Origin of the sequence: Mesorhizobium sp. 113-3-9, assembly GCF_016756515.1 — a bacterium.
GTDB lineage: Bacteria > Pseudomonadota > Alphaproteobacteria > Rhizobiales > Rhizobiaceae > Mesorhizobium.
The window spans coordinates 3,128,719-3,147,753 of the sequence record NZ_AP023246.1; the positions used below are offsets into that span (position 1 = coordinate 3,128,719).

General features: G+C 64.9%; 14 protein-coding genes. 8 read left to right on the top strand and 6 right to left on the bottom strand.

Features of this window, described 5'->3' with window-relative positions; translation table 11 throughout:
* Nucleotides 1-3: 3 nt before the first annotated feature.
* Nucleotides 4-987 (bottom strand): NAD(+) synthase, encoded by a 984-nt coding sequence (nadE, locus tag MesoLj_RS15135; RefSeq protein ID WP_202326528.1) that lies wholly within the window; start codon nt 985-987, stop codon nt 4-6.
* Nucleotides 984-3,734: a non-ribosomal peptide synthetase gene (locus MesoLj_RS15140; RefSeq protein WP_202326529.1), complete on the bottom strand. Its 2,751-nt coding sequence runs from the start codon at nt 3,732-3,734 to the stop codon at nt 984-986. Before MesoLj_RS15140 ends, nadE begins: the two co-directional genes overlap by 4 nt.
* Before the next feature lie 348 nt (nt 3,735-4,082).
* Between MesoLj_RS15140 and MesoLj_RS15145 the strand changes: the two genes are divergently transcribed.
* Together MesoLj_RS15145 and MesoLj_RS15150 are read left to right on the top strand one after the other, a co-directional pair.
* Nucleotides 4,083-4,814 (top strand): AAA family ATPase, encoded by a 732-nt coding sequence (locus MesoLj_RS15145; RefSeq protein WP_202326530.1) that lies wholly within the window; start codon nt 4,083-4,085, stop codon nt 4,812-4,814.
* 452 nt (nt 4,815-5,266) lie between these two features.
* The gene (locus MesoLj_RS15150) at nt 5,267-5,680 is read left to right on the top strand and encodes a DOPA 4,5-dioxygenase family protein (protein WP_140774209.1); all 414 of its coding nucleotides are present in this window, start codon (nt 5,267-5,269) and stop codon (nt 5,678-5,680) included.
* Nucleotides 5,681-5,715: 35 nt separating this feature from the next.
* On the opposite strand, the gene MesoLj_RS15155 is transcribed toward MesoLj_RS15150, so the two are convergent.
* Nucleotides 5,716-7,545, bottom strand: a complete 1,830-nt coding sequence (locus MesoLj_RS15155; RefSeq protein WP_202326531.1) for a dipeptide ABC transporter ATP-binding protein — start codon at nt 7,543-7,545, stop codon at nt 5,716-5,718.
* A gap of 191 nt (nt 7,546-7,736) precedes the next feature.
* Here MesoLj_RS15155 and MesoLj_RS15160 point away from each other — a divergent pair, with 191 nt between their 5' ends.
* From MesoLj_RS15160 to MesoLj_RS15180, 5 genes are read left to right on the top strand one after another with little or no spacing between them, the layout of a single operon-like run.
* Complete coding sequence (locus MesoLj_RS15160) at nt 7,737-9,089, top strand: LLM class flavin-dependent oxidoreductase (RefSeq protein ID WP_181180000.1); 1,353 nt, start codon at nt 7,737-7,739, stop codon at nt 9,087-9,089.
* A gap of 11 nt (nt 9,090-9,100) precedes the next feature.
* On the top strand, nt 9,101-9,874 hold the full coding sequence (locus tag MesoLj_RS15165; protein ID WP_202326532.1) for a DUF427 domain-containing protein: 774 nt from the start codon (nt 9,101-9,103) through the stop codon (nt 9,872-9,874).
* 53 nt (nt 9,875-9,927) lie between these two features.
* Nucleotides 9,928-11,565, top strand: coding sequence for an ABC transporter substrate-binding protein (locus tag MesoLj_RS15170; protein WP_202326533.1), 1,638 nt, complete (start codon nt 9,928-9,930; stop codon nt 11,563-11,565).
* Between the two features lie 20 nt (nt 11,566-11,585).
* Entirely contained in the window at nt 11,586-12,539 is a 954-nt protein-coding gene (locus tag MesoLj_RS15175) for an ABC transporter permease (RefSeq protein WP_202327304.1), read from the top strand.
* Nucleotides 12,536-13,417, top strand: a complete 882-nt coding sequence (locus tag MesoLj_RS15180) for an ABC transporter permease (protein WP_202326534.1) — start codon at nt 12,536-12,538, stop codon at nt 13,415-13,417. The genes MesoLj_RS15175 and MesoLj_RS15180 overlap by 4 nt, the downstream gene beginning before the upstream one ends.
* A gap of 10 nt (nt 13,418-13,427) precedes the next feature.
* On the opposite strand, the gene MesoLj_RS15185 is transcribed toward MesoLj_RS15180, so the two are convergent.
* Both MesoLj_RS15185 and MesoLj_RS15190 read right to left on the bottom strand, forming a co-directional pair.
* Nucleotides 13,428-13,796 (bottom strand): response regulator, encoded by a 369-nt coding sequence (locus MesoLj_RS15185; RefSeq protein WP_202326535.1) that lies wholly within the window; start codon nt 13,794-13,796, stop codon nt 13,428-13,430.
* A 17-nt stretch (nt 13,797-13,813) separates the two neighbouring features.
* Complete coding sequence (locus tag MesoLj_RS15190; RefSeq protein WP_202326536.1) at nt 13,814-16,081, bottom strand: PAS domain S-box protein; 2,268 nt, start codon at nt 16,079-16,081, stop codon at nt 13,814-13,816.
* A 398-nt stretch (nt 16,082-16,479) separates the two neighbouring features.
* On the opposite strand from MesoLj_RS15190, the gene MesoLj_RS15195 reads away from it, so the two are divergent.
* Nucleotides 16,480-16,623, top strand: coding sequence for a hypothetical protein (locus MesoLj_RS15195; RefSeq protein WP_140774202.1), 144 nt, complete (start codon nt 16,480-16,482; stop codon nt 16,621-16,623).
* 25 nt (nt 16,624-16,648) lie between these two features.
* Here the strand turns inward: MesoLj_RS15195 and MesoLj_RS15200 are convergent, their stop codons facing one another.
* Entirely contained in the window at nt 16,649-18,982 is a 2,334-nt protein-coding gene (locus MesoLj_RS15200; RefSeq protein ID WP_446720311.1) for a cation:proton antiporter domain-containing protein, read from the bottom strand.
* Nucleotides 18,983-19,035 lie beyond the last annotated feature (53 nt).

Genomic DNA, 19,035 nt, shown 5'->3' on the forward strand with positions numbered 1-19,035 from the left:
CGGTCAATCCTCGTCAATTCCGGCGGACAGCAAGGGCCGCGCGTGAAGATAGTGGGCGGCCCGCCGTTTCGCGTCGATGTCCTTGAAGACTTTCTGAAGCTGGGGCTCGGTGAGGCCTGCCGCCGCCGCGACCTCATCGCCGGCGATCCCGTGGTTCAGGCCATAGAGGCATAGATCCATCAGGTGATAGGGCAGCGCGAAATAGAATTCCTCCTGGCTTTGCGCCATGGAGAAGGTGTCGGTGGTGGGTGGCCGCCGCTGGATTTCCTCGTCCACCCCGAGACAGTCCGCGAGCTGATAAACCTGGGTCTTGTAAAGGTGGACGATCGGCATGACGTCGGCGGTTCCGTCACCCTGCTTGACGAAAAAGCCCTGGTCGTACTCAAGCCGGTTTGGCGTCCCGGCAACCGCGTATTTGAGGCGGTCGGCGTGGTAGTATTCCGTCATCTTGCGCAGGCGCTGCTTGTAGTTGGTCGCGGCGACGATCTGCAGGTAGGCGGCAGGCGACAGGCGCACTGTGTCGACCTTGCCCTCCGGATCCTGGACAGTGAGCCGGGTGATGTTGAGGCCGTTGCTCTCCAGAACCGATGCGAGCACCAGCTTGCATTTCCAGCCGTCTCCATAGTCGGGAACGATGGTCTGGATCGCCTCGATCTGCCGGCGGTAGGCGCCGGTGGCCTCCAGTGCCGGTGCTATGTCTTCCACGACGTTTTCAATGCCAAGCTGTGCCGCGACACGGCGGCCAAGTCTCAGCGAGTCGCCGGAGGAATCCCGCTCCGGCATGAACAGTCCCAGGACCCTGTCCTTGCCGAACGCGCGCGTGCACAAGGACGCAACGACGGAACTGTCGATGCCGCCGGAAAGGCCGACAACCACGCCGCGACGATGGAGCGTGCCAAGGACCTGCGTGCGCAAGGTTTCCACGATGCGCTCGACCTCCGCGGGAGCATCGAGCAGCAGCGCGTCCTTGCTGAAGTGTGAGATCACGTCGATGACAAATCCTCCCTTTTGCGAGACTCTGCCGCGGAGTAGGTCTGCACAACGGCCCTCTCGATGAGGGGACGGTTGGTGGCAAGATGAGGCTCGACGACAAGGTCGATGTGGTTGCCGTCGATCGCAACCACGTCCAGCCGTGCCAGGGCGCTATCCCAGCCCAAGGCCTGAGGCATTCCCTCCCGGCGGCATCGAAACAAGGTGCCGCCGATCGGGAGGGCCGGTTTCGGCGCGTCCAGCCACTGGAAGAAAGACCGCGCCCGCAAGACCTCCTGCAGTTCCAGTTTGGTTCTGAAGCTCGTCGGGTTGAACTCTCCCTTGGCGGAGCGGTCGAGGAACCTGGCGAGATACGCCTCGCAGCCCATTGCAACGGTGATCTTCGCAAGGGCCCGGCAAGCCATCCGGTGGGCGGATATGCGATTTGTGCGAATGCGATGGAATGTGCGGGTCAGCGTCGCCCACGGGTCGCTCGGCTCGTTCAGAAGGCTCGTGTCGAGGATGCCCAGAAACCTGACCGGCCGACCGGCGGCCAGCAGCCGTGCGGCAACCTCGAATGCGACCGCGCCGCCAAGCGAATGGCCGAGAAGTCGCACGGGGCCGGCAGGCTGGGCGCGGCCTATCTGTTCGAGCGCGGCGGCAGCCATGGCGGAGAGAGAGTTATGTCCGTCCAATATCTGGGCGAGACCAGGGTACCTGATGGGGTTGACCCGGGCGACTTTGCCCATGGCGGCCGCGAAGGCGGCCAGGCTCGGGCCATAGCCGACGGATCCAGGAAACAGGAAAAGAACCGGGGGGTGATGCTTCTTCTCGCGCCGTTCGCCTGCCTGCGCGGACGCGACCGCCTCAACCATCTCGTTGAAGCTCATTCCGACGGTGAAGGCCTCAAGGCCCAGTTCCTGGCCGATAGCGCTCTCGATCGCCATGACGCAATGCAGCAGCTGCAGCGAATCCCCTCCCGCATCGTCCCAGTTTCCCGCCGCAACGCCCGTGTTGAGAACCTGCATCCACGCGTGCTGCACGATTTGCCTGGTGTTCAGTTCGCCTCCGGCGGGCGGCGGCCGGGCAGCGGGCGGTTGGGCGGCTGGCGCCGTCTTTCTGTCCGAACGATCCATTTGGGCGAGGCTTGCCAAGTCGACCTTCCCGCCCAGCAGGCGCGGGATGGCGGCGATGGTGTGCAACCGCGAGGGACGCAGTGGCGCCGGCAACGTCGTTCTGACGAGCTGGCGAAGCTCCTCCGCGAAAGCAGCCCCGACCAAGTGCTTGGCAACCGCGAATGCGATGAGTTCTTTCTCCGGCGTCACGATTGCCACCGCATCCGCCACCGAAGGCGCGCCACGCAGGACCCGTTCGAGCTCGGCGGGTTCGACGCGTCGACCATTGATCTTGATCTGGCGCCCCTTGCGGCCGACGACCCACAACAGCCCATCATCGTCCAGCCGAACGAGGTCGCCCGTCGCAAAAATCCGGACGCCGGGATCGTCAGGGTCCGTCCGCGCGGGAACGACGACGCCGTTCTCCCAGTGACCGAGCAGAACATAGGGGCTCCTGATCAGAAGCTCCCCGCTCTCGCCTGTCCCGACACTGCGCTCCGCTTCGTCGACAATGGCGAATGCCATCCCGGGAAGCAGCCTGCCAACGGGGACCGACGTGTCTTGCTCCGGCCAGTCCGCCGGCAAGAACCATTGCGAACCGGTGGTCTCGGTCGACGAGTAGCCGATCTGGATCAGGCACTGGTCCGAAACGGCCTTGCGCAGCAACGCGATGTCGGTCCACGACACCTTCTCCCCGCCGATCCGGGCCACCCTGAGTGAGTGGAAAGCGTCGGCGGGGGCCTCGGTCAGGAGCGCCCGGAGCAGCGCCGGCACCAGATAGGCGACCGTCACGCCTTCGGCCTGTAACCGGGCGCGCACCGCGCGCAGGCCGACCGCCTCCACCTCGAGAAGATGCAACGCGGCGCCCGTCAGCAGCGCGGCGAGAATCTCCCGGCAACCGGCAATCGTGGCCGGCCCGGTCAGCGGCAGGAAAACGTCCTCCGCGTTTATATGGCACGCGTCGACATATTGCAGGACCCGCCAGAGCAGGCTGCGTTGGCTGTTGACGATCCCCTTGGGACGTCCGGTGCTACCTGAGGTGTAAAGCACCATTGCGGGCGCATCGACGGAAACGGGCGGCGGTTGTTGTGACGCCCGCTGAGCGTCCGGCGCGACGCCGGCGGCAATATCGATCCACAGCACGTCCCGTGCCAGATCGACGGGGCGACCATTTCCAGCGCCTATGATGGCGCCGAGCCGGGCGGCATTCACAATCTCGATGATCCGAGAGCCCGGATCTCTCATGTTGAGCGGGACCGAAGGCCGCCCGGCCGCCATGCTCGCCAGCATTGCCACCGGGTACCAGACGGAGTTGGCCTGAAGGATTCCGACCGCCTGTCCCTCGGGGACGACGGCGGCGATATGGCCGGACAGTGTCTCGACAGCCCGCAAAAGCTGGGAATAAGTCAGGCGGTCGGCACCGTCGCTGATCGCGAGCTTGTCCGGATATTGCCTTGCGACATTTGCAAGGTGATCGAAGATGGGAATGTCCGCGAAATCGGCGCCCATCCGCTGATAGTGGCGCCAGACAGGCCCACCCTCATCGAGAGCATATTCGGGCACGTCAGACCATCGGCGGGGTGTCGTTGGCCGACAATCCGCCTGTAGATCCTGGTCCACCGCTTCCGATTGCAAATACGCTGGAGACATTCAGAGCCCCACCAAGCTGAATGTCGACCATCGCTCGCCACCGGAATCTTTTCATCAATCATTCGGATGATGCCTCGATCTTGAGCGGACAGCTTTTTCACGATCGGCCTCGGCGGAAGTACTCTAATTCCTACCAGCAACGGCCGGGCCCGCCCCAAGGTCCCGCGGCCGCGAGACGCTTGCCCAGGACCAATGCCGCGTGTCTGTGGCGGCAGGAACCCATGAGCCCTCCCAAGGAGTCCACGGAGCTGACAGTCATTCAAATGAATGTTGGTGGGGGTTGTAATCTGGCTAAGCTTTGAGTCGCAGGTGAGTGACTGCCTGCTTGGAGACGCTGGGCATTTCGGCATGATCATCGAGTTGTTTGGGCCGCCTGGTGCAGGCAAGACCACACTTCTTCGCGGCCTCTGCCAGGGGATGGCGAAGCAAGGCATCAACATAAAGACAGTGAACGGCTATCGCCTGATTGAATACGGGTCGGCCCAGGATGACGGTCCGGAGGTACGCCATGGCATTGGCCGTATTGGCAAAAAGATCGCCACCTCCGCTCCTGTCTTGCTATCGACCTTGCCAAAGGACGGGGTAGCGGCGCGGCTTCTGGCATCAATCCCCCTGCGGAGCCGCACATGGTCGTGGCGCATGAAGGTCGACATCGCCCTGCTATGCGAGTCCTGGCGCAAGGCGCAGGAATCGGAAGGTTACTTCATTTTCGAAGAAGGCCTGATCCAGGCTTTGTGCGCGCTGGTTCTGCTGGCGCGCACTCCAAGCATCGACGCGGTTCGTGACACCCTGGCGTTCCTGCCGCGACCGGATGTCCTTATCCAAATCGATGCGCCGCAGGAAACCTTGCGCCGCCGTCTTACGGACCGCCATGCCGGGCAACCGCTGATCGAGGTCCTCCTGTTCGAACTCGGCGTGGACAGGGGCTTGAAGCAAGCCAATATATCGAGGGAGGTCGGCGAATGCTTGCGCCAGGACGGATGGCCCTTGATAAAAGTCAACGGCGCCGACCCTCACGATTTCGACAGGATCATCAAGCGAATCCTGGGAGAGCATGTCAATGAGACCGCCGTGGCGTGACCAGGCATCTCAGGATTTGAACAGTTGCGTGGTTCGGGCCCCAGGAGCGATCCGGCGGGGCTGCATCTCGTACTGATTTTACCGTCCGACCGGACTACGCAGGCTGCTCGGGCACCCATCCAGGCCGACACATGCCGGTCGTCGGCCCGGGCGCTCACCCTCACAACAAAAACGTTTGCCTCTCTCGCAATGTCGCCGCGATGGCGGCAAGGCCGTCCCCGATCTCTCGTCCGCTGGCGTGGTTCGCATCGGCAGTGGCGCGCCTTTGCCGATCGATCGCGGCGGGTGTGCCTGGCCGACGAGAACCTCGGGGCGGTCGGGCGATCTTGCTTAAAACCTCGTTCTTGGGCTGAATGCCTGGACATTCGCCACGTTGCCGAAACAAGTGAAACAGGGTCCGCCTCCGCGCATCGGCCTGCCGGGCGCGACAATCATCGAAGGAGAGCATTGTGATGAACGAAGCCAGTCCAAGGCCTCTCGCGGAAATCGCCAGCTATCACGCCCACATCTACTATGACGGAGAGACCGAGCGGCAACGCGCCGAATGGCTGCGTCTTCGCATCGGCGAGCGTTTCCGCGTACGCCTGGGCAATTGGCACGACGGCAAAGTCGGCCCGCATGACCAGGCCATGTACCAGGTCTCCTTCGCCAACGAGATTTTCGGCACGCTCGTTCCCTGGCTGATGCTGAACCATGGCGGCTTGAGCATCCTCATCCACCCGAATACGGAGAACCCCAAGCGCGACCATCTGGTCGATCCGGTCTGGATCGGCCGGCCGCTGGGGGTGCATGGCGACGTGCTTCCGGACGACCATGAGGCGGAAGAGCCGCTGGAGCCGAACACCGAGCCGTCGCTGCCGGCGTAACGCTTCCCGGCGCGACCGGGTTCTCCCGGGATGTCTCAGCCGGCGCGCTTCCAGCAGGCGATGAAATGGCCGGCTTCAACTTCCCGGGCGACAGGTTCGGCCTCGAGGCAGCCGGCATCCGCCAGCGGGCAGCGGCCGGCGAAGGCGCAGCCGCCTGGGCCAGCCTCGATGGCGGTTTGCGCTTCGGCCATGGCCGTCGCCTGCCCATCGTTCGAGGACGCCGCCAGCAGCATTTGCGTGTAGGGGTGGTTGGGGCCGGCGAAGATCTGGTCGGAGGAACCGGTCTCGACCAGGCGGCCGCGATAGAGCACGCCGATGCGGTCGGCCATGTAGCGCACGACCCGCAGATCATGGCTGATGAAGAGGTAGGCGGTGTCCTTGCTCTTCTGCAGGTCGTTGAGCAGGTTGAGCACGGTTGCCTGCACCGAGACGTCTAGGGCCGAGGTCGGCTCGTCCAGCACCACCAGCCTCGGCAGGCCGGCGAAGGCGCGTGCGATGGCCGTGCGCTGGCGCTGGCCGCCCGACAGCGTGCCGGGCTTTTGTTCCGCCGTGGTGGGCGCGAGGCGCACCGAAGCCAGGAGGTCACTGATGCGCTGTGGCACCGCGCGGCGGGGCAGGCCGGCCAGTCGCCGCAGCGGGCGGCCAAGGATGCGGCCGATGCGCTGGCGCGGGTTGAGCGTGCGGTCGGGCGACTGGAACACCATCTGCACATCGCGCCGCTCGCCTGGCTGGCGCCGTTCGACCAGCGGCGCCACGGTCTTGCCGAACAGCGCGACGGTACCAGCCGTCGGCGGCTGCAGGCCGGTGACGATGCGGGCCAGCGTCGACTTGCCGGAGCCGGACTCGCCGATCAGCCCGAAGGTCTCGCCGCTGGCGATGTCGAGGTCGATGCCGTGCAGCACCGGCTGGCCGCCAAAGGATTGTCTTATCCCACGGCAGGAGACAGCGATTTCGCGCTGCGGCGCGGGCAGGGCGCTGTTGTCCTCGCTCTCCCCAGCAAGCACCTCCGAAGCGAGCACCACGGGGCTTGCATCCTCGGCCAGCCTGCCGTCGCGCTTGGTGCGGTTGAGCGTCGGAATGGCGGCGACCAGTGCCCTTGTGTAGGCATGGCGCGGGTTGTCGAACACCTCCCCGGCGGCGCCGGTTTCGACAATCGCGCCCGCCTGCATCACCGAGACCCGGTCGCAGGAGCGGCGGATCAGATTGATGTCGTGGCTGATCAGCAGGATCGAGGTGCGGTGCTCGCGGCGCAGATCGTCGAGGATGGCGATGATCTCGGACTGCACGCTGGCGTCGAGCGCGGTGGTCGGCTCGTCCATCACCAGCAGCGACGGGTCGAGGGCGATGGCAATGGCGATGTTGGCGCGCTGTTGCATGCCGCCCGACAATTCGTGCGGATAGAGCTGCAGCACGCGTTCGGGATTGGCGACGCGGACGCGGCCAAGCAACTGTGCCGCACGGCCAAGGGCCTCGTCGTGGTGCATCGGGCGATGGCGCAGGATCGTCTCGGTGATCTGGCCGCCAATGGTCATGCTCGGGTTCAGCGCCGAGCCCGGATGCTGGTAGACGGCGGCGATGCGATCGCCGCGCAGCCGGCGCAACTCGTTGGTCGAGAGGTCGCGGATCTCGCGGTTCTCGAAGGCCAGTTGCGCGGCTTCGACCCGGGCGTGCCTGGGCAGGTAGCGCAGCACCGCCAGCGCCACCGAGCTCTTGCCGGAACCGGATTCGCCGACCAGCCCAAGCGCTTCGCCCTGGGCGATCTCGAGCGAAATGTCATCCACCGCGCGGTGGATGCGGCGGGCTCCCCCGTAGGAAACGGAGAGGTGCTCGACATTAAGAACCGAAGACGACGATGAAGAGGACATGCCCGAAACCACTTTCTGTCCGCGCGGCGATCAGGGGCAATCGCTTCCGCTTTCATATGGAACAATCTCTATAAAATTACTCGAATTAAGCTCGAGCGCAATCTAACTTTCGCTGACTGGAAGATTTTCGGGGGCACGGCCACAGGCCGCGGCACCGGCGTTTTTCCGCATCCGCAGGGAAGGGTATCCAGATGTCGCACATGATCCTCAGCGCGTTCTTCTTCAACCCGCAGGGCGACCATCGCATGGCATGGCGCCACCCCCGCGCGCCAGGCCGCGAAGTGCTCGATTTCGACTATTATCGCGAGCTGGTGCAGGCGGCCGAGCGGGCCAGGATCGACACCATCTTCGTCGCCGACCATGTGTCGATCTGGGATTCGGTGAAGAGCGGCGTCGCGCACTACGCCAATGCGCGTCTCGAGCCGCTGACGCTGCTGTCGGCGCTGGCCGGTGTGACCAAGCATATCGGCCTGATCACCACGGCGTCGAGTTCCTACAGCGAGCCCTACAATGTGGCGCGCCTGTTCGCTTCGCTCGACCATATCAGCAAGGGCAGGGCGTCGTGGAACGTCGTCACCTCGGCGATGGACGAGGAGGCGCGCAATTTCGGGCGCGACGGCAATATCGAGCACGCCTTCCGCTATGAGCGGGCCGGCGAGTTCCTCGATATCGTCAAGGCGCTGTGGGACAGCTGGGAGGACGAAGCGCTCCTGATCGACAAGGAGACGGGCTATTTCGCCGACCCGGACAAGGTCCATCCAATCGACCACAAGGGCAAGCACTTCAAGGTGCGCGGGCCGCTCAACGTGTCGCGGCCGCCGCAGGGCCATCCGCTGATCGTCCAGGCCGGCTCGTCCGAGGACGGCAAGAATTTCGCCACTGCCCAGGCCGATGCCCATTTCGCCATCTACAGCACCAGGGAAGACGGCATCAAATACCGCCAGGACATCAACGAGCGGCTGGCGCGCCACGGCCGGCGGCCGGAAAGCTTCAAGATCCTGCCCGGCATCCTGCCTGTTGTCGCGGCCTCCGAGGCGGAAGGACGCGACAAGCAGGAATATCTGCAGACGCTGCTTCCCGACCAGGTCGGCATCGATCTTCTGTCGAGCTGGAGCGGCATCGACCTGTCGGCCTACCCGCCGGACGGCCCGCTGCCGCCGCTGCCGGACGAAAGCACTTTCAATGGCGGGCGTACCTCGCTCAACCGCGTCAAGCAATGGTCGAAGCAGAACCTCAGCTTGCGCGACATCGCCCGCAAGCTCGCCAATAGCGGCTCGGTGCCGACGGTCGCCGGCACGCCGAAGCAGATCGCCGACCAGCTCGAGGACTGGTTCGTCTCGGGAGCCGCCGACGGTTTCAACCTGATGTTCCCGCTGCTGCCCGAGGACTGGGTGAATTTCGCCGAGCAGGTGGTGCCGGAATTGCAGCGGCGCGGCCTGGTGCCGACCGAATATGCGCCGGGCACCTTGCGCGACCGCTTCGGGCTCGCCCGCCCGGCCAACCGCTTCGCCGAGCAGCGCGCCAATGCGCGCGCCGTGTCCTAAGGGGAACGGCCATGACCGCGGCACCGAACCTTCAGCCTCGCGAAGCCACGGCTCCGCGTCTCGTCAATGTCCTGCACAGCCCCAAGCGGGTGCGCGTCAAGTTTGGCGGCCGCACCATCGCCGACAGCCGCAATGTGCTGGTGCTGCGCTCCAACCATTTCCTGCCGATCTATTTCTTCCCGCCGTCCTCGGTCGATCCGTCGGTGCTGAAGCCGTCGCTGCATCGCGAGCCGCACGCCGTTGGCGGCGAGACCGCCTATTGGGACATCGACAGCGGCGACAGGCGTGCCGCCAATGCGGCGTGGTCGTTTGTGGCGCCGCCGGACGAAAACCTGGCGCCGCTCGCCGGCCGCATCGCCTTCACCTGGAAAGCGGTCGACCAGTGGTTCGAGGAGGAAGAGGAAGTCTTCGTCCACGCCCGCGATCCCTATGCGCGTATCGACGTGCTGCACAGTTCCAGCCATGTCCAGGTCTGGTTCGACGGCGAGATCATCGCCGACAGCCAGCGCCCGGTGCTGCTGTTCGAAACCCATCTGCCGACGCGTTTCTACCTTCCCGCGGAGGATGTCCGGCTGGACCGGCTGACGGCGTCCAATTCGACGACGCGATGTCCCTACAAGGGCATCGCCTCCTACTGGTCGGGTCTCTTGAAGGACGGTTCGGTTCGACCCGACATCGCCTGGACCTACCGCGACCCGATCGATGAAATGCCCAAGATCAAGGGACTGATCGCCTTCTATCCGCAAGCGGTCGACCGCATCCATCTCGACGGCCAGCCAGCCTGACGGCGGCTTTCCCACCCATTCATGCCCATTATCCAATTCAAGAAAGAGAAAAAATGACGAAACGTTCCGACATCGATTTGCTGCGCAACCAGTCCGGTGACATCTGGAATGTCGCGGTCGACGAATATGCGCAAGGCTTCCTCAAGCGCCGCGACCTCCTGAAATATGCCGCACTCCTCGGCCTCACCGGCTTTGCCGCCTCGCAAGGCCTGTTCACGCCAGGCGCGGCACGCGCGGCGACCACTGGCGGCACGGTCCGCGTCGGTCTCGGCCAGCCAACCAAGGCGATCGATCCCGTCACGGTGACCGATCCGGCCAGCATTGGGGTGATCAGCCAGGTGGGTGAATATCTGATCCTCGACGATCCCAAGGATGGGCTGCAGCCGAAGCTTGCGCTCTCGTGGGAAGCCGACGAGACGGCCAAGCGGTGGACCTTCAAGCTCAGGCCAGGCGTGAAATTCCATGATGGCCGCACCGTCACCGCAAAGGATGTGGTGGCGAGCTTCGAGCGGCTTGTCGATCCGGCCAGCGGCTCGTCCGCCTTGTCGGCCTACAAGGGCATCCTCTCCAAGGGCGGCGCCAAGATCGTCGACGACGAAACCGTTGCCTTCGACCTCGACCAGTCGAACAGCAACTTCCCGTTCTATGTCTCCTCCGACGTCTACAATGCCGTCATCCTGCCGGCCGACTATGCCGGCGATTTCGAGAAGAATTTCAACGCCACCGGCCCGTTCAAGCTGGACTCCTTCCGTTCCAAGCAAGGTGCCAGCTTCGTGCGCAACCCCGATTATTGGGGCGACAAGGCGCTGCCAGACCGGGTCGAGATCAAGTTCTTCGACGACGAGCAGGCGCAGGTGCTGGCGCTGCAGGCGGGCCAGCTCGACGTCATCCCCTCCACCACGCGACTGGAACTGGCGATCGAGGGCAATCCCAACTTCAAGCTGCTCAGCGTGCAGGCAAGCTCGCATGACGAAGTGCATCTGCGGACCGACCAGGCGCCGTTCACCGATAAGCGCGTGCGCCGCGCGCTGGCGCTCACCATCGACCGCGAGGCCGTGGTCAAGGGCTTGCTGAAGGGCCGCGCCATCGTCGGCAACGACACCCCGTTCGCGCCGATCTTCCCGTCGGCCGATCCGTCCGTGCCGCAGCGCAAGCAGGACATCGAGGAGGCCAAGCGGCTGCTTGGCGAGGCCGGCGTGCCCAACGGCTTCGAGGTGACGCTGACCACCGAGCGTGCCTACGACATTCCCGACTATGCCGTTCTGATCCAGAACTTCGCCAAGAAGGCCGGCATCGACATCAAGCTCAACGTGCTGCCGCAGGATGCCTATTACGGCTCGGCGACATTCGGCAGCTCGCCATGGCTGGATTCTAATCTCGGCATCACCGATTTCGGCCATCGCGGCACGCCCGACATCTTCCTCAACGCGACGCTGAAGAGTTCGGGCGCCTGGAACGCGGCGCATTTCAACAATCCCGACTATGATGCGCTGCTGGCCGACTACGGCAAGGCGCGCGACCTGCAGGCGCAGCGCGTGGCCGCCGGCAAGATCCAGACCTTGCTGCTCGACGAGACGCCGCTGATCATCGGTTATTTCTCGCAATACAGCCGCATCGTCTCCTCGAAGGTCGAAGGCGTGCGCTTCACCGCCATCTCGCACCTGCTGCTCGACAAGGTGTCGTTCGTTTGAACGGCATCGCCTCGATGGCGATCGTCCGGCCTCTGGCCGCACGCGCGAGCTCGCTGCTGCTGACGCTGTGGCTGGTCAGCGCGCTGGTCTTCCTCGCCGGGCAGGTGCTGCCCGGCGATGTCGGCCGTGTCATGCTCGGTCCGTTCGCCGATGCGCAGGCGGTCGCCGAACTCAACCGCAAGCTCGGCACCGACCAGCCTATCCTTGCCCAATACTGGCACTGGTTCAGCCGGGCTGTTTCAGGGGATTTCGGCGACTCGCTGTCGATGCGGGCGCCGGTGGCGCCGTTCGTCCTGTCCAGCATCAAGAATTCCGCGGCACTGGCCGGCGTCGTGCTTTTGTTCCTGGTGCCGATCGGCATCGGCGCCGGCGTCGTCGCGGGCCTGCGCTCGGGGAGCCTTGTCGACCGCCTGATCGTGCTGACCGGCGTTTCGCTGAGCATCGTGCCGGACTTCGTCTCCGGCCTGCTGTTGCTGATGGTCTTCGGCCTCTGGCTGGCCTGGTTTCCGATCACCGGCACCGCGCCTGATGGAGCCGGCTTCTGGACCTCCAGCTACTATCTCATCCTGCCGGCGCTGCCGCTGGTGTTGAACCTGATCGGCTATGTCGCGCGCATGACCAGGGCAGGGGTGATCGAGGCGCGCGCGGCGGACTATACGCGCACCGCCATCCTGAAGGGGCTCAGCCCGTCGCAGGTGCTGTTCAAGCATGTGTTGCGCAACGCGCTGGTGCCGACAGTGGCTGTCATCGCCACACAAAGCGGCTTCCTGCTCGGCGGCCTGGTGGTGATCGAGGCGCTGTTCGGCATACAGGGCCTCGGCAACCTCGTGCTGAGTGCGGCCAAGGCGCGCGACTTTCCGATGCTCGAGGCCGGCGTGCTGGTGATGGCGACGATTTTCGTGTCGACGGCGGCGATCGGCGACCTCCTGCAGGCGCTGCTCGATCCGCGCCAGCGCCGGCGCAACGCGCCATGACCGATCTCGCGCAATCTCCCGTGCGTAGCGACATCCGGCTTTCCTGGATCGGCCGGCTGCGTGGCCTTCTGCCTGACGCGGCGCCATCGACCGTGATCGGCTCGGTGGTGCTTCTGTTCTGGGTCGCCTGCGCGGTGTTCGGTGCGCAATTCGTGCCGTTCGACCCCTATGCCGAGGATTTCCTGTCCATGATGACGCCGCCCGACGCGGTGCACTGGTTCGGCACCGACCAGCTTGGGCGAGACGTGCTTTCACGCATCATCGTCGGCTCGCGCGATATCCTCCTGGTGGCGCCGCTGGCGACACTGGCGGGCGTCACGGCGGGCAGCATCATCGGGCTGGTGCTCGGCACCTTCGGCGGCCTGGTCGATGCCGTCGGCGCGCGGTTGCTCGACGCTGTCATGTCGCTGCCCTTCATCGTGCTGGTGACGATGGCGCTGGTGGCGATCGGCCCGTCCAACCTCACCGTCATCGCGGTGATCGGCCTTGCCTATGCGCCGCTGGTGGCGCGCACGGTGCGCACCGCCGCGCGCGAGCAGCGCGAGCGCGACTATGTCAGCGCCGCGCGGCTCGCCGGCGAAGGACGGCTGGCCATCATGTTCCTGGAAATCCTGCCCAATGTGCGGGAAACCATCCTGATCGAGCTGATCACCCGGCTCGGCTACGCCTTCTTCTCGATCGCGACACTGAGCTTCCTCGGCCTCGGCATCCAGCCGCCATCGGCCGACTGGGGGCTGGCGATCGCAGACGGCTACGGCTTCCTGACCGGCGGCAAATGGTGGGTGGTGGTGTTCAATTCGGCCGCCATCATCTCGCTGGTGATGGCCACCAATCTCATCGCGCAAGGCATCGGCGCCTTCGAGAACAGCGACAAGTGAGCCGTGGAGCCTAGTCGAGCAGGCCCTGGATGGTGGCTGCAACGGCCGCGGCCGCATAGGGCTTGGGTAGAAAGACGCCGCCGCTCGGCATCGCGTCCCGCGCCGGCTGTTGCTTGCCCGAGGTGACGATGATCTTGACCGGGGGCCAGCGGTCGCGCACGGCGGCGGACAGGCGCAGCCCGTCCATGGAGCCGGGCATATCGATGTCGGTGAACAGGATGCCGATGTCCCGATGGGCTTCCAGCAGGCTGATCGCCTGATCCGCATTGCTGGCTTCGAGCACGTCGTACCCTGCCTCGCGCAGTTCGTCGGCGATGGCGAACAGCAGAAAAGCTTCGTCTTCGACGACGAGGACGGTGGCGGGGGTCTGAATGGTCATGGCATGCCCCTATGTAGTCAGTACGGTGCTGTCGGCAACTGGGGTGCCGGTGCGTTCAACACGCATTCAACGCCGTCGGGGTGGTAGTCGATCCGCACGGTTCCGCCGAAGTCGGTACCGAAGACCCGCTCGATCAGGAAGCGGCCGAAGCCGCGCCGGCTGGGCGGCGTCACTGGCGGACCGCCGCTCTCGCGCCAGCGCCAGATCAGCCTGATGTCGTTGGGCTTGTCCTGCGATGGCTGCAGCGACCATTCGATCGCCACCTTGCCTTCCGGTGTCGACAGCGCGCCATATTTCAGCGCGTTGGTGGCGAGTTCGTTGACGGCGAGCGCCAGCGTCAGCGCCATCTTGGGATTGATCGGCAACGCCGGGCCGGAAATCGACATCTGTTCGAGCGGGAAGGTGGCGACGGTGTTGTCGACCACCTCGCGGATCGAGGCGCTGGTCCAGCGGGTCTTGTTCAGGATGTCATGGGCGTTGGCCAGCGCGCGCAGACGCTCGTTGAAGGTGGCGCTTGCCGTGGCGATGTCGGTGTTGCGCAGCGTCTGCGAGGCGATGGCCGCGACCATCGCCAGGATGTTCTTGATGCGATGTTCGAGCTCATGCGTCAGCAGCTCCTGCCGCGCCTGCGCCTCGCGCCGGTCGGTGACGTCCTGCATGACGCCGAACATCTTGACCGGCTTGCCGGTCTCGTCGTGGACGAAATCGATGTGGCGCGACAGCCAGCGCAACTCGCCGGTGTCGGGCCGCCTGATGCGGTACTCCACCGCCGGCACGGCGGTGCCCTTCTCACGCGTTTCCGGGTTGGAGCGGACGTCCTTGTCGGCGGGAATGACGATGTTTTCCAGCACGGAGATGTGCACGCTGTCGCGCGGCGAAAGCCCCCAGAGACCCCAGAAGCCCTCGGAGCCGACCACGGTTCCGGTGGGGATGTCGAGTTCGAGTGCCGCGATGCCGGCTGCGTTCTGCGACAACTGCAAGCGACGCTCGCTCTGCAGCAGGGCCTGGGCCGCCTGCTTCTGGTCGTCGATATCGGTGTTGGTGCCGATCCAGCGCAGGATGGCGCCGTCGGTATCACGTATCGGAACTGCGCGCGCGATGAACCAGCGATAGATGCCGTCATGGCGACGCAGCCGGAACTCGGTCTCGTAGAATGTGCCGGCGGCCGCCGTCTGTTGCCACTTTTCCGAGGCCGCGACGATGTCGTCGGGGTGCACGATATCGGCCCAGCCATTACCGTCAAGCTCGCCCGGTTTGGCGCCGGAATAATCGTAGACACGCGGGTTGAACCAGTCGAGCAGTCCCTCCGGCGTGGCCGTCCAGACGTGGTTGGGCATTGCCTCGGCGAAGGTGCGGAACTGCGTTTCGCTCTGGCGCAACGCCTGTTCGGCAATCAGCCGTTCGGTGACGTCGACACCTTGCACGAAGATACCGAACACCTCGCCCGCGGGGTTGCGCACCGGCTGGTAGACAAGGTCGATGAAGCGGTCTTCGATCGCCGCGCCCGGCGTGCGCTGCAACTCCGCCTTCAAGGCGTAGCCGATGAATGCCTCACCGCTGGTGAAAACCTGGTCGAGCAGTTCGAAGAAGCCCTGGCCCTCTATCTCCGGCAAGGCCTGGCGGATCGGCAGGCCGATAATGTCGCGGTGGCCGACAAGCTGCATATAGGCGGCGTTGGTCAGTTCGACGACATGCTGCGGACCGGACAGCATGGCCATGAAGCCCGGCGCCTGTTCGAACATCTGGCGCTGGCGGTCGCGCTCGCCCGCGCGCCAGCGCTCGGCGGCGACCTTGGCGGTCGTCTCGATGACGATGGCGATGACGCCGGCCGGTTCGCCGCTTTCGTCGAGCACCGGCGAATAGTCGAGATCGAGCCAGACCTGCTCGGGCTTGCCGGTGCGGTTCAGCGTCAGCACCTGTTCGCGATAGGCAAGCGTGCCGCCTTTGCCCAGGCACACCTTCATGATGTTGTCGTTGAAGTCGGCCACCTCGGGCCAGCCTTCCCGCACTTTCGAGCCGAGCAATTGCGGATGGCGGCCGCCGGCGAATTCCGAGTAGCCGTCATTGTAGATCATGACGCCGTCCTCGCCCCACAGCATGACGATCGGCACCCTTGAGCGCAGGATCAGCGAGATCGCTGTCTTCAGGCTCTGCGGCCAGCCCCCGATCGGTCCGATCGACGTCGAGGCCCAGTCGAAGGCGGCGATCAGGCGGCCAAGCTCTCCGCCGCCCGACAGGAAAGCGAGGTGGGGATTGCCTACGGTCGCTGTGCTGGTTTGCGGCATGGAGTCCTGGATCGGTCGGCGTTGCTCGAGGGTCGATTGGTGCTGGCTAACGTGTCAGATTCCGTGGATCGTTCGCTTCGTGTCGGCCCGCACGACATCGCGGCGCGGGCGCGACCGTGGCCATGACAGATAGCATCTGGCGAGACGTGAACAGGCATTTCCTCCCCGATCGCCACAACCCCGGAACAAGCCATTCGGTTCCCGGTGCCTGTCGATTTTCCTTCGATAGGGTTGTCGGATCGAGGAGGGAAAGCCGGCTATTTGATCTAATTTCTTTGCAGGCCGTTAATTCGGCCATGCTGTTAATAAGTGCATTCTAATGCATGTCCACCGAAACCGCGTGGCGGTTTCGGGATAACGACATGCGCGAAACTGATTGGTTTAGCGCGGGGTACGCAATGACCAAGAATCTCGGCAATGCACGCTATGTGCCGCCCAAGGACACAAAAGCGTCCTTCTTCAGCAAGGCCGCGCCGGCGTTGTTCCCGCTCGTCGTGGCGGCGCTAGGCTACATGATCGGGCGGCAGTTCTTCGGCATATAGGTTCCGGCTCCTCGGCCGAGGTGTATCAGGCGCTGATTTCGGCTGCCGTCTCCTCGGCGTTGGCGTCAGCCCGCTTGACGCGTTCGCTGGCCAGAAGCACGACCGGGCAGGCGACCGCGGCCAGTACAGCTGTCGCTGTGTCGCCGAAGAACAGCTCCTCGCCCGGCCGTTGGGTGACACCCATCACCACCATGGCGGCCCCTTTGGCCACTTCCCTGGCGATCGATCTGTCCGCCGTGGCCCGGGTGCGGATCGCGGTGTCGACGGCGACGCCGTAGCGGTCCGCGAGATCGGCGACGTCCTTGAGTACGGCTTCCTCCCGGCGGTGCGAAACCGAGCCGGGCCGGTTGCCCTGCCTGGCTTGCGAGACATAGAGCACCTTGACGCGGGCCCGGTGCGGCCGCGCCAGCGCCAGCGCGAAATCGGCGGCGCGGCGCGCGACCTCGGTGCCGTTGACGGGGACCAGTATCGTCGTTCCGGCGCGCAGTACGGGCATCTTTCCATTGGCTTTGGCGCCGTTCAGCACGAGGCAGAGCGGGCCGTCGAAGCCACTGCTGATGTCCTTCAGCGCGCCGCTGAAGGTACCCTTGTCGCTCAGAGTGTTCTCCAGCCCCACCAGCAGAAGCCCATAGCCCTTGCGAGCTTCCGCCGCGATTGTCTCGGCGCTGGCTTCAAGCTCGGTGCGGGCTGTGAGATGGACCTTGTCGACAGGCGTGTCCTCGGCCTTGCTGACGGCCTTCGCACTCCTGGCGGCACCCTTCTTGACTTCCCTGGACGCGCGCTCCGGACCTTTGTCGTTGACCTGCCGGGCGAGCTTGCCATCCTGGAGATGAAGCAGCGTGGTCGGCATGCCGCTGCCGCCGCCGACCAGGCCTGCGAGGTAAGCCGTGAACTTGCCGGCCGGGCTGTCGTCGACCAGCAGCAGCAGGCGCTCCAGCCTGGAGACGAAGCCGCGCTCGTCGAGCAGTTCGCGCTCGACGCGCTGCTTCTCGGCATCGTTGACGGGCAGGCGGCCGAGCGCCCAGCGCAGCATGGGCGGCATGGCGAGCGTGGTGATGACGGCCATGGTGACGATCATTGTGAACAGATTGTGGGACAGGATATTCATCGACAGGCCGATGCTTGCGACGATCACCTCGGTCGAGCCGCGCGCGTTCATGGCGCTGCCGACGGCGGTGGCTTCCTTCATAGACATGCGGGCCAGCCGGCCGCCGAGGAAGGCGCCGCCGAACTTGCCGACGCTGGCGATCGCCACGAGCGCAAGCGTCAGCAACGCCAGCGTCGGGTCGGTAAGCACGGTGAGGTCGGCTGAGAGGCCGGCCATGCCGAAGAACACGGGCATGAACAGAGCCGTGATGACGCCGCGCAGCTGGCTCTCGATGTGATCGGACAGGATCGGCGATTCCCCGACCAATATGCCGGCGACGAAGGCGCCGAGCACGGTATGGACGCCGATCAGATTGGTGATCAGCGCCATCACGCCCATGATGATCAGGATGACCGTGATGACGGCGTATTCGCTGCGGAAATAATCATTGCTCCAGCGGATCAGCGTGAACACCAGGCGGCGGCCGATGGTGAAGGAAAACACCATGAACAGCGCCACCTCGGCCACCGTGGTGGCGAGCGGCAGTAGCTGCAGGCTGCCGTTGGTGGCGATGCCGAAGGTGACGGCGACGATCAGCCAGCCGATCGTGTCCTCGATAATGGCCGAGGAGATGATGACCTGGCCGAGATTGCGGCGCATGAAGTTCATCTCGCGCACCACCATGGCGACGATCTTGACCGAGGAGATCGACAGCGCCGTGCCGATGAACAGCCCGGCGACGACGCGCTGCGTCGGGTCCGGCAAGAGCGATTCCGGCAGGAACTGCGCCAGCGTGAAGCCGAAGGCGAAGGGTACGACGACGCCCGTGATCGAGATCGAGAAGCAGGCGGCGCCCACCCGGCGCACCAGGCGCAGGTCCGTCTCCATGCCGGTCAGCAGCAGAAGGAGAAGGATGCCGAGCTGGGAGACGGCATCGATCATGCTCTTTTGCGCCGGGTCGTTGGAGAAGATCAGGTGCTGGGCGTCGGGCCATATCCAGCCGAACAGCGATGGCCCGAGCAGGATGCCGCCGATCAACTGCCCCATGATCGCCGGCTGGCCATAGCGCTGGAAGATTTCGCCCAGCCCCCGGCCGACCAGCAGGAGAAGAACGATCTCGGCGACGAACACGCCTTCGGCCGAGCCGCCCATGCCCGAGGCATGTCCGGCAGGTTGCGCGGCCAACGCCTGGCTTGCGGGCGCCAGGACGACAAGGGCCGGCAGAAGGGCGGCCACGATGCCGTGTGACCTTGTAGCCGGTTGACGGTTCATGGATCCCTCAAGATGCGCTGCGGCGGGCTGACCCTCACAACGCGCGACCGGTG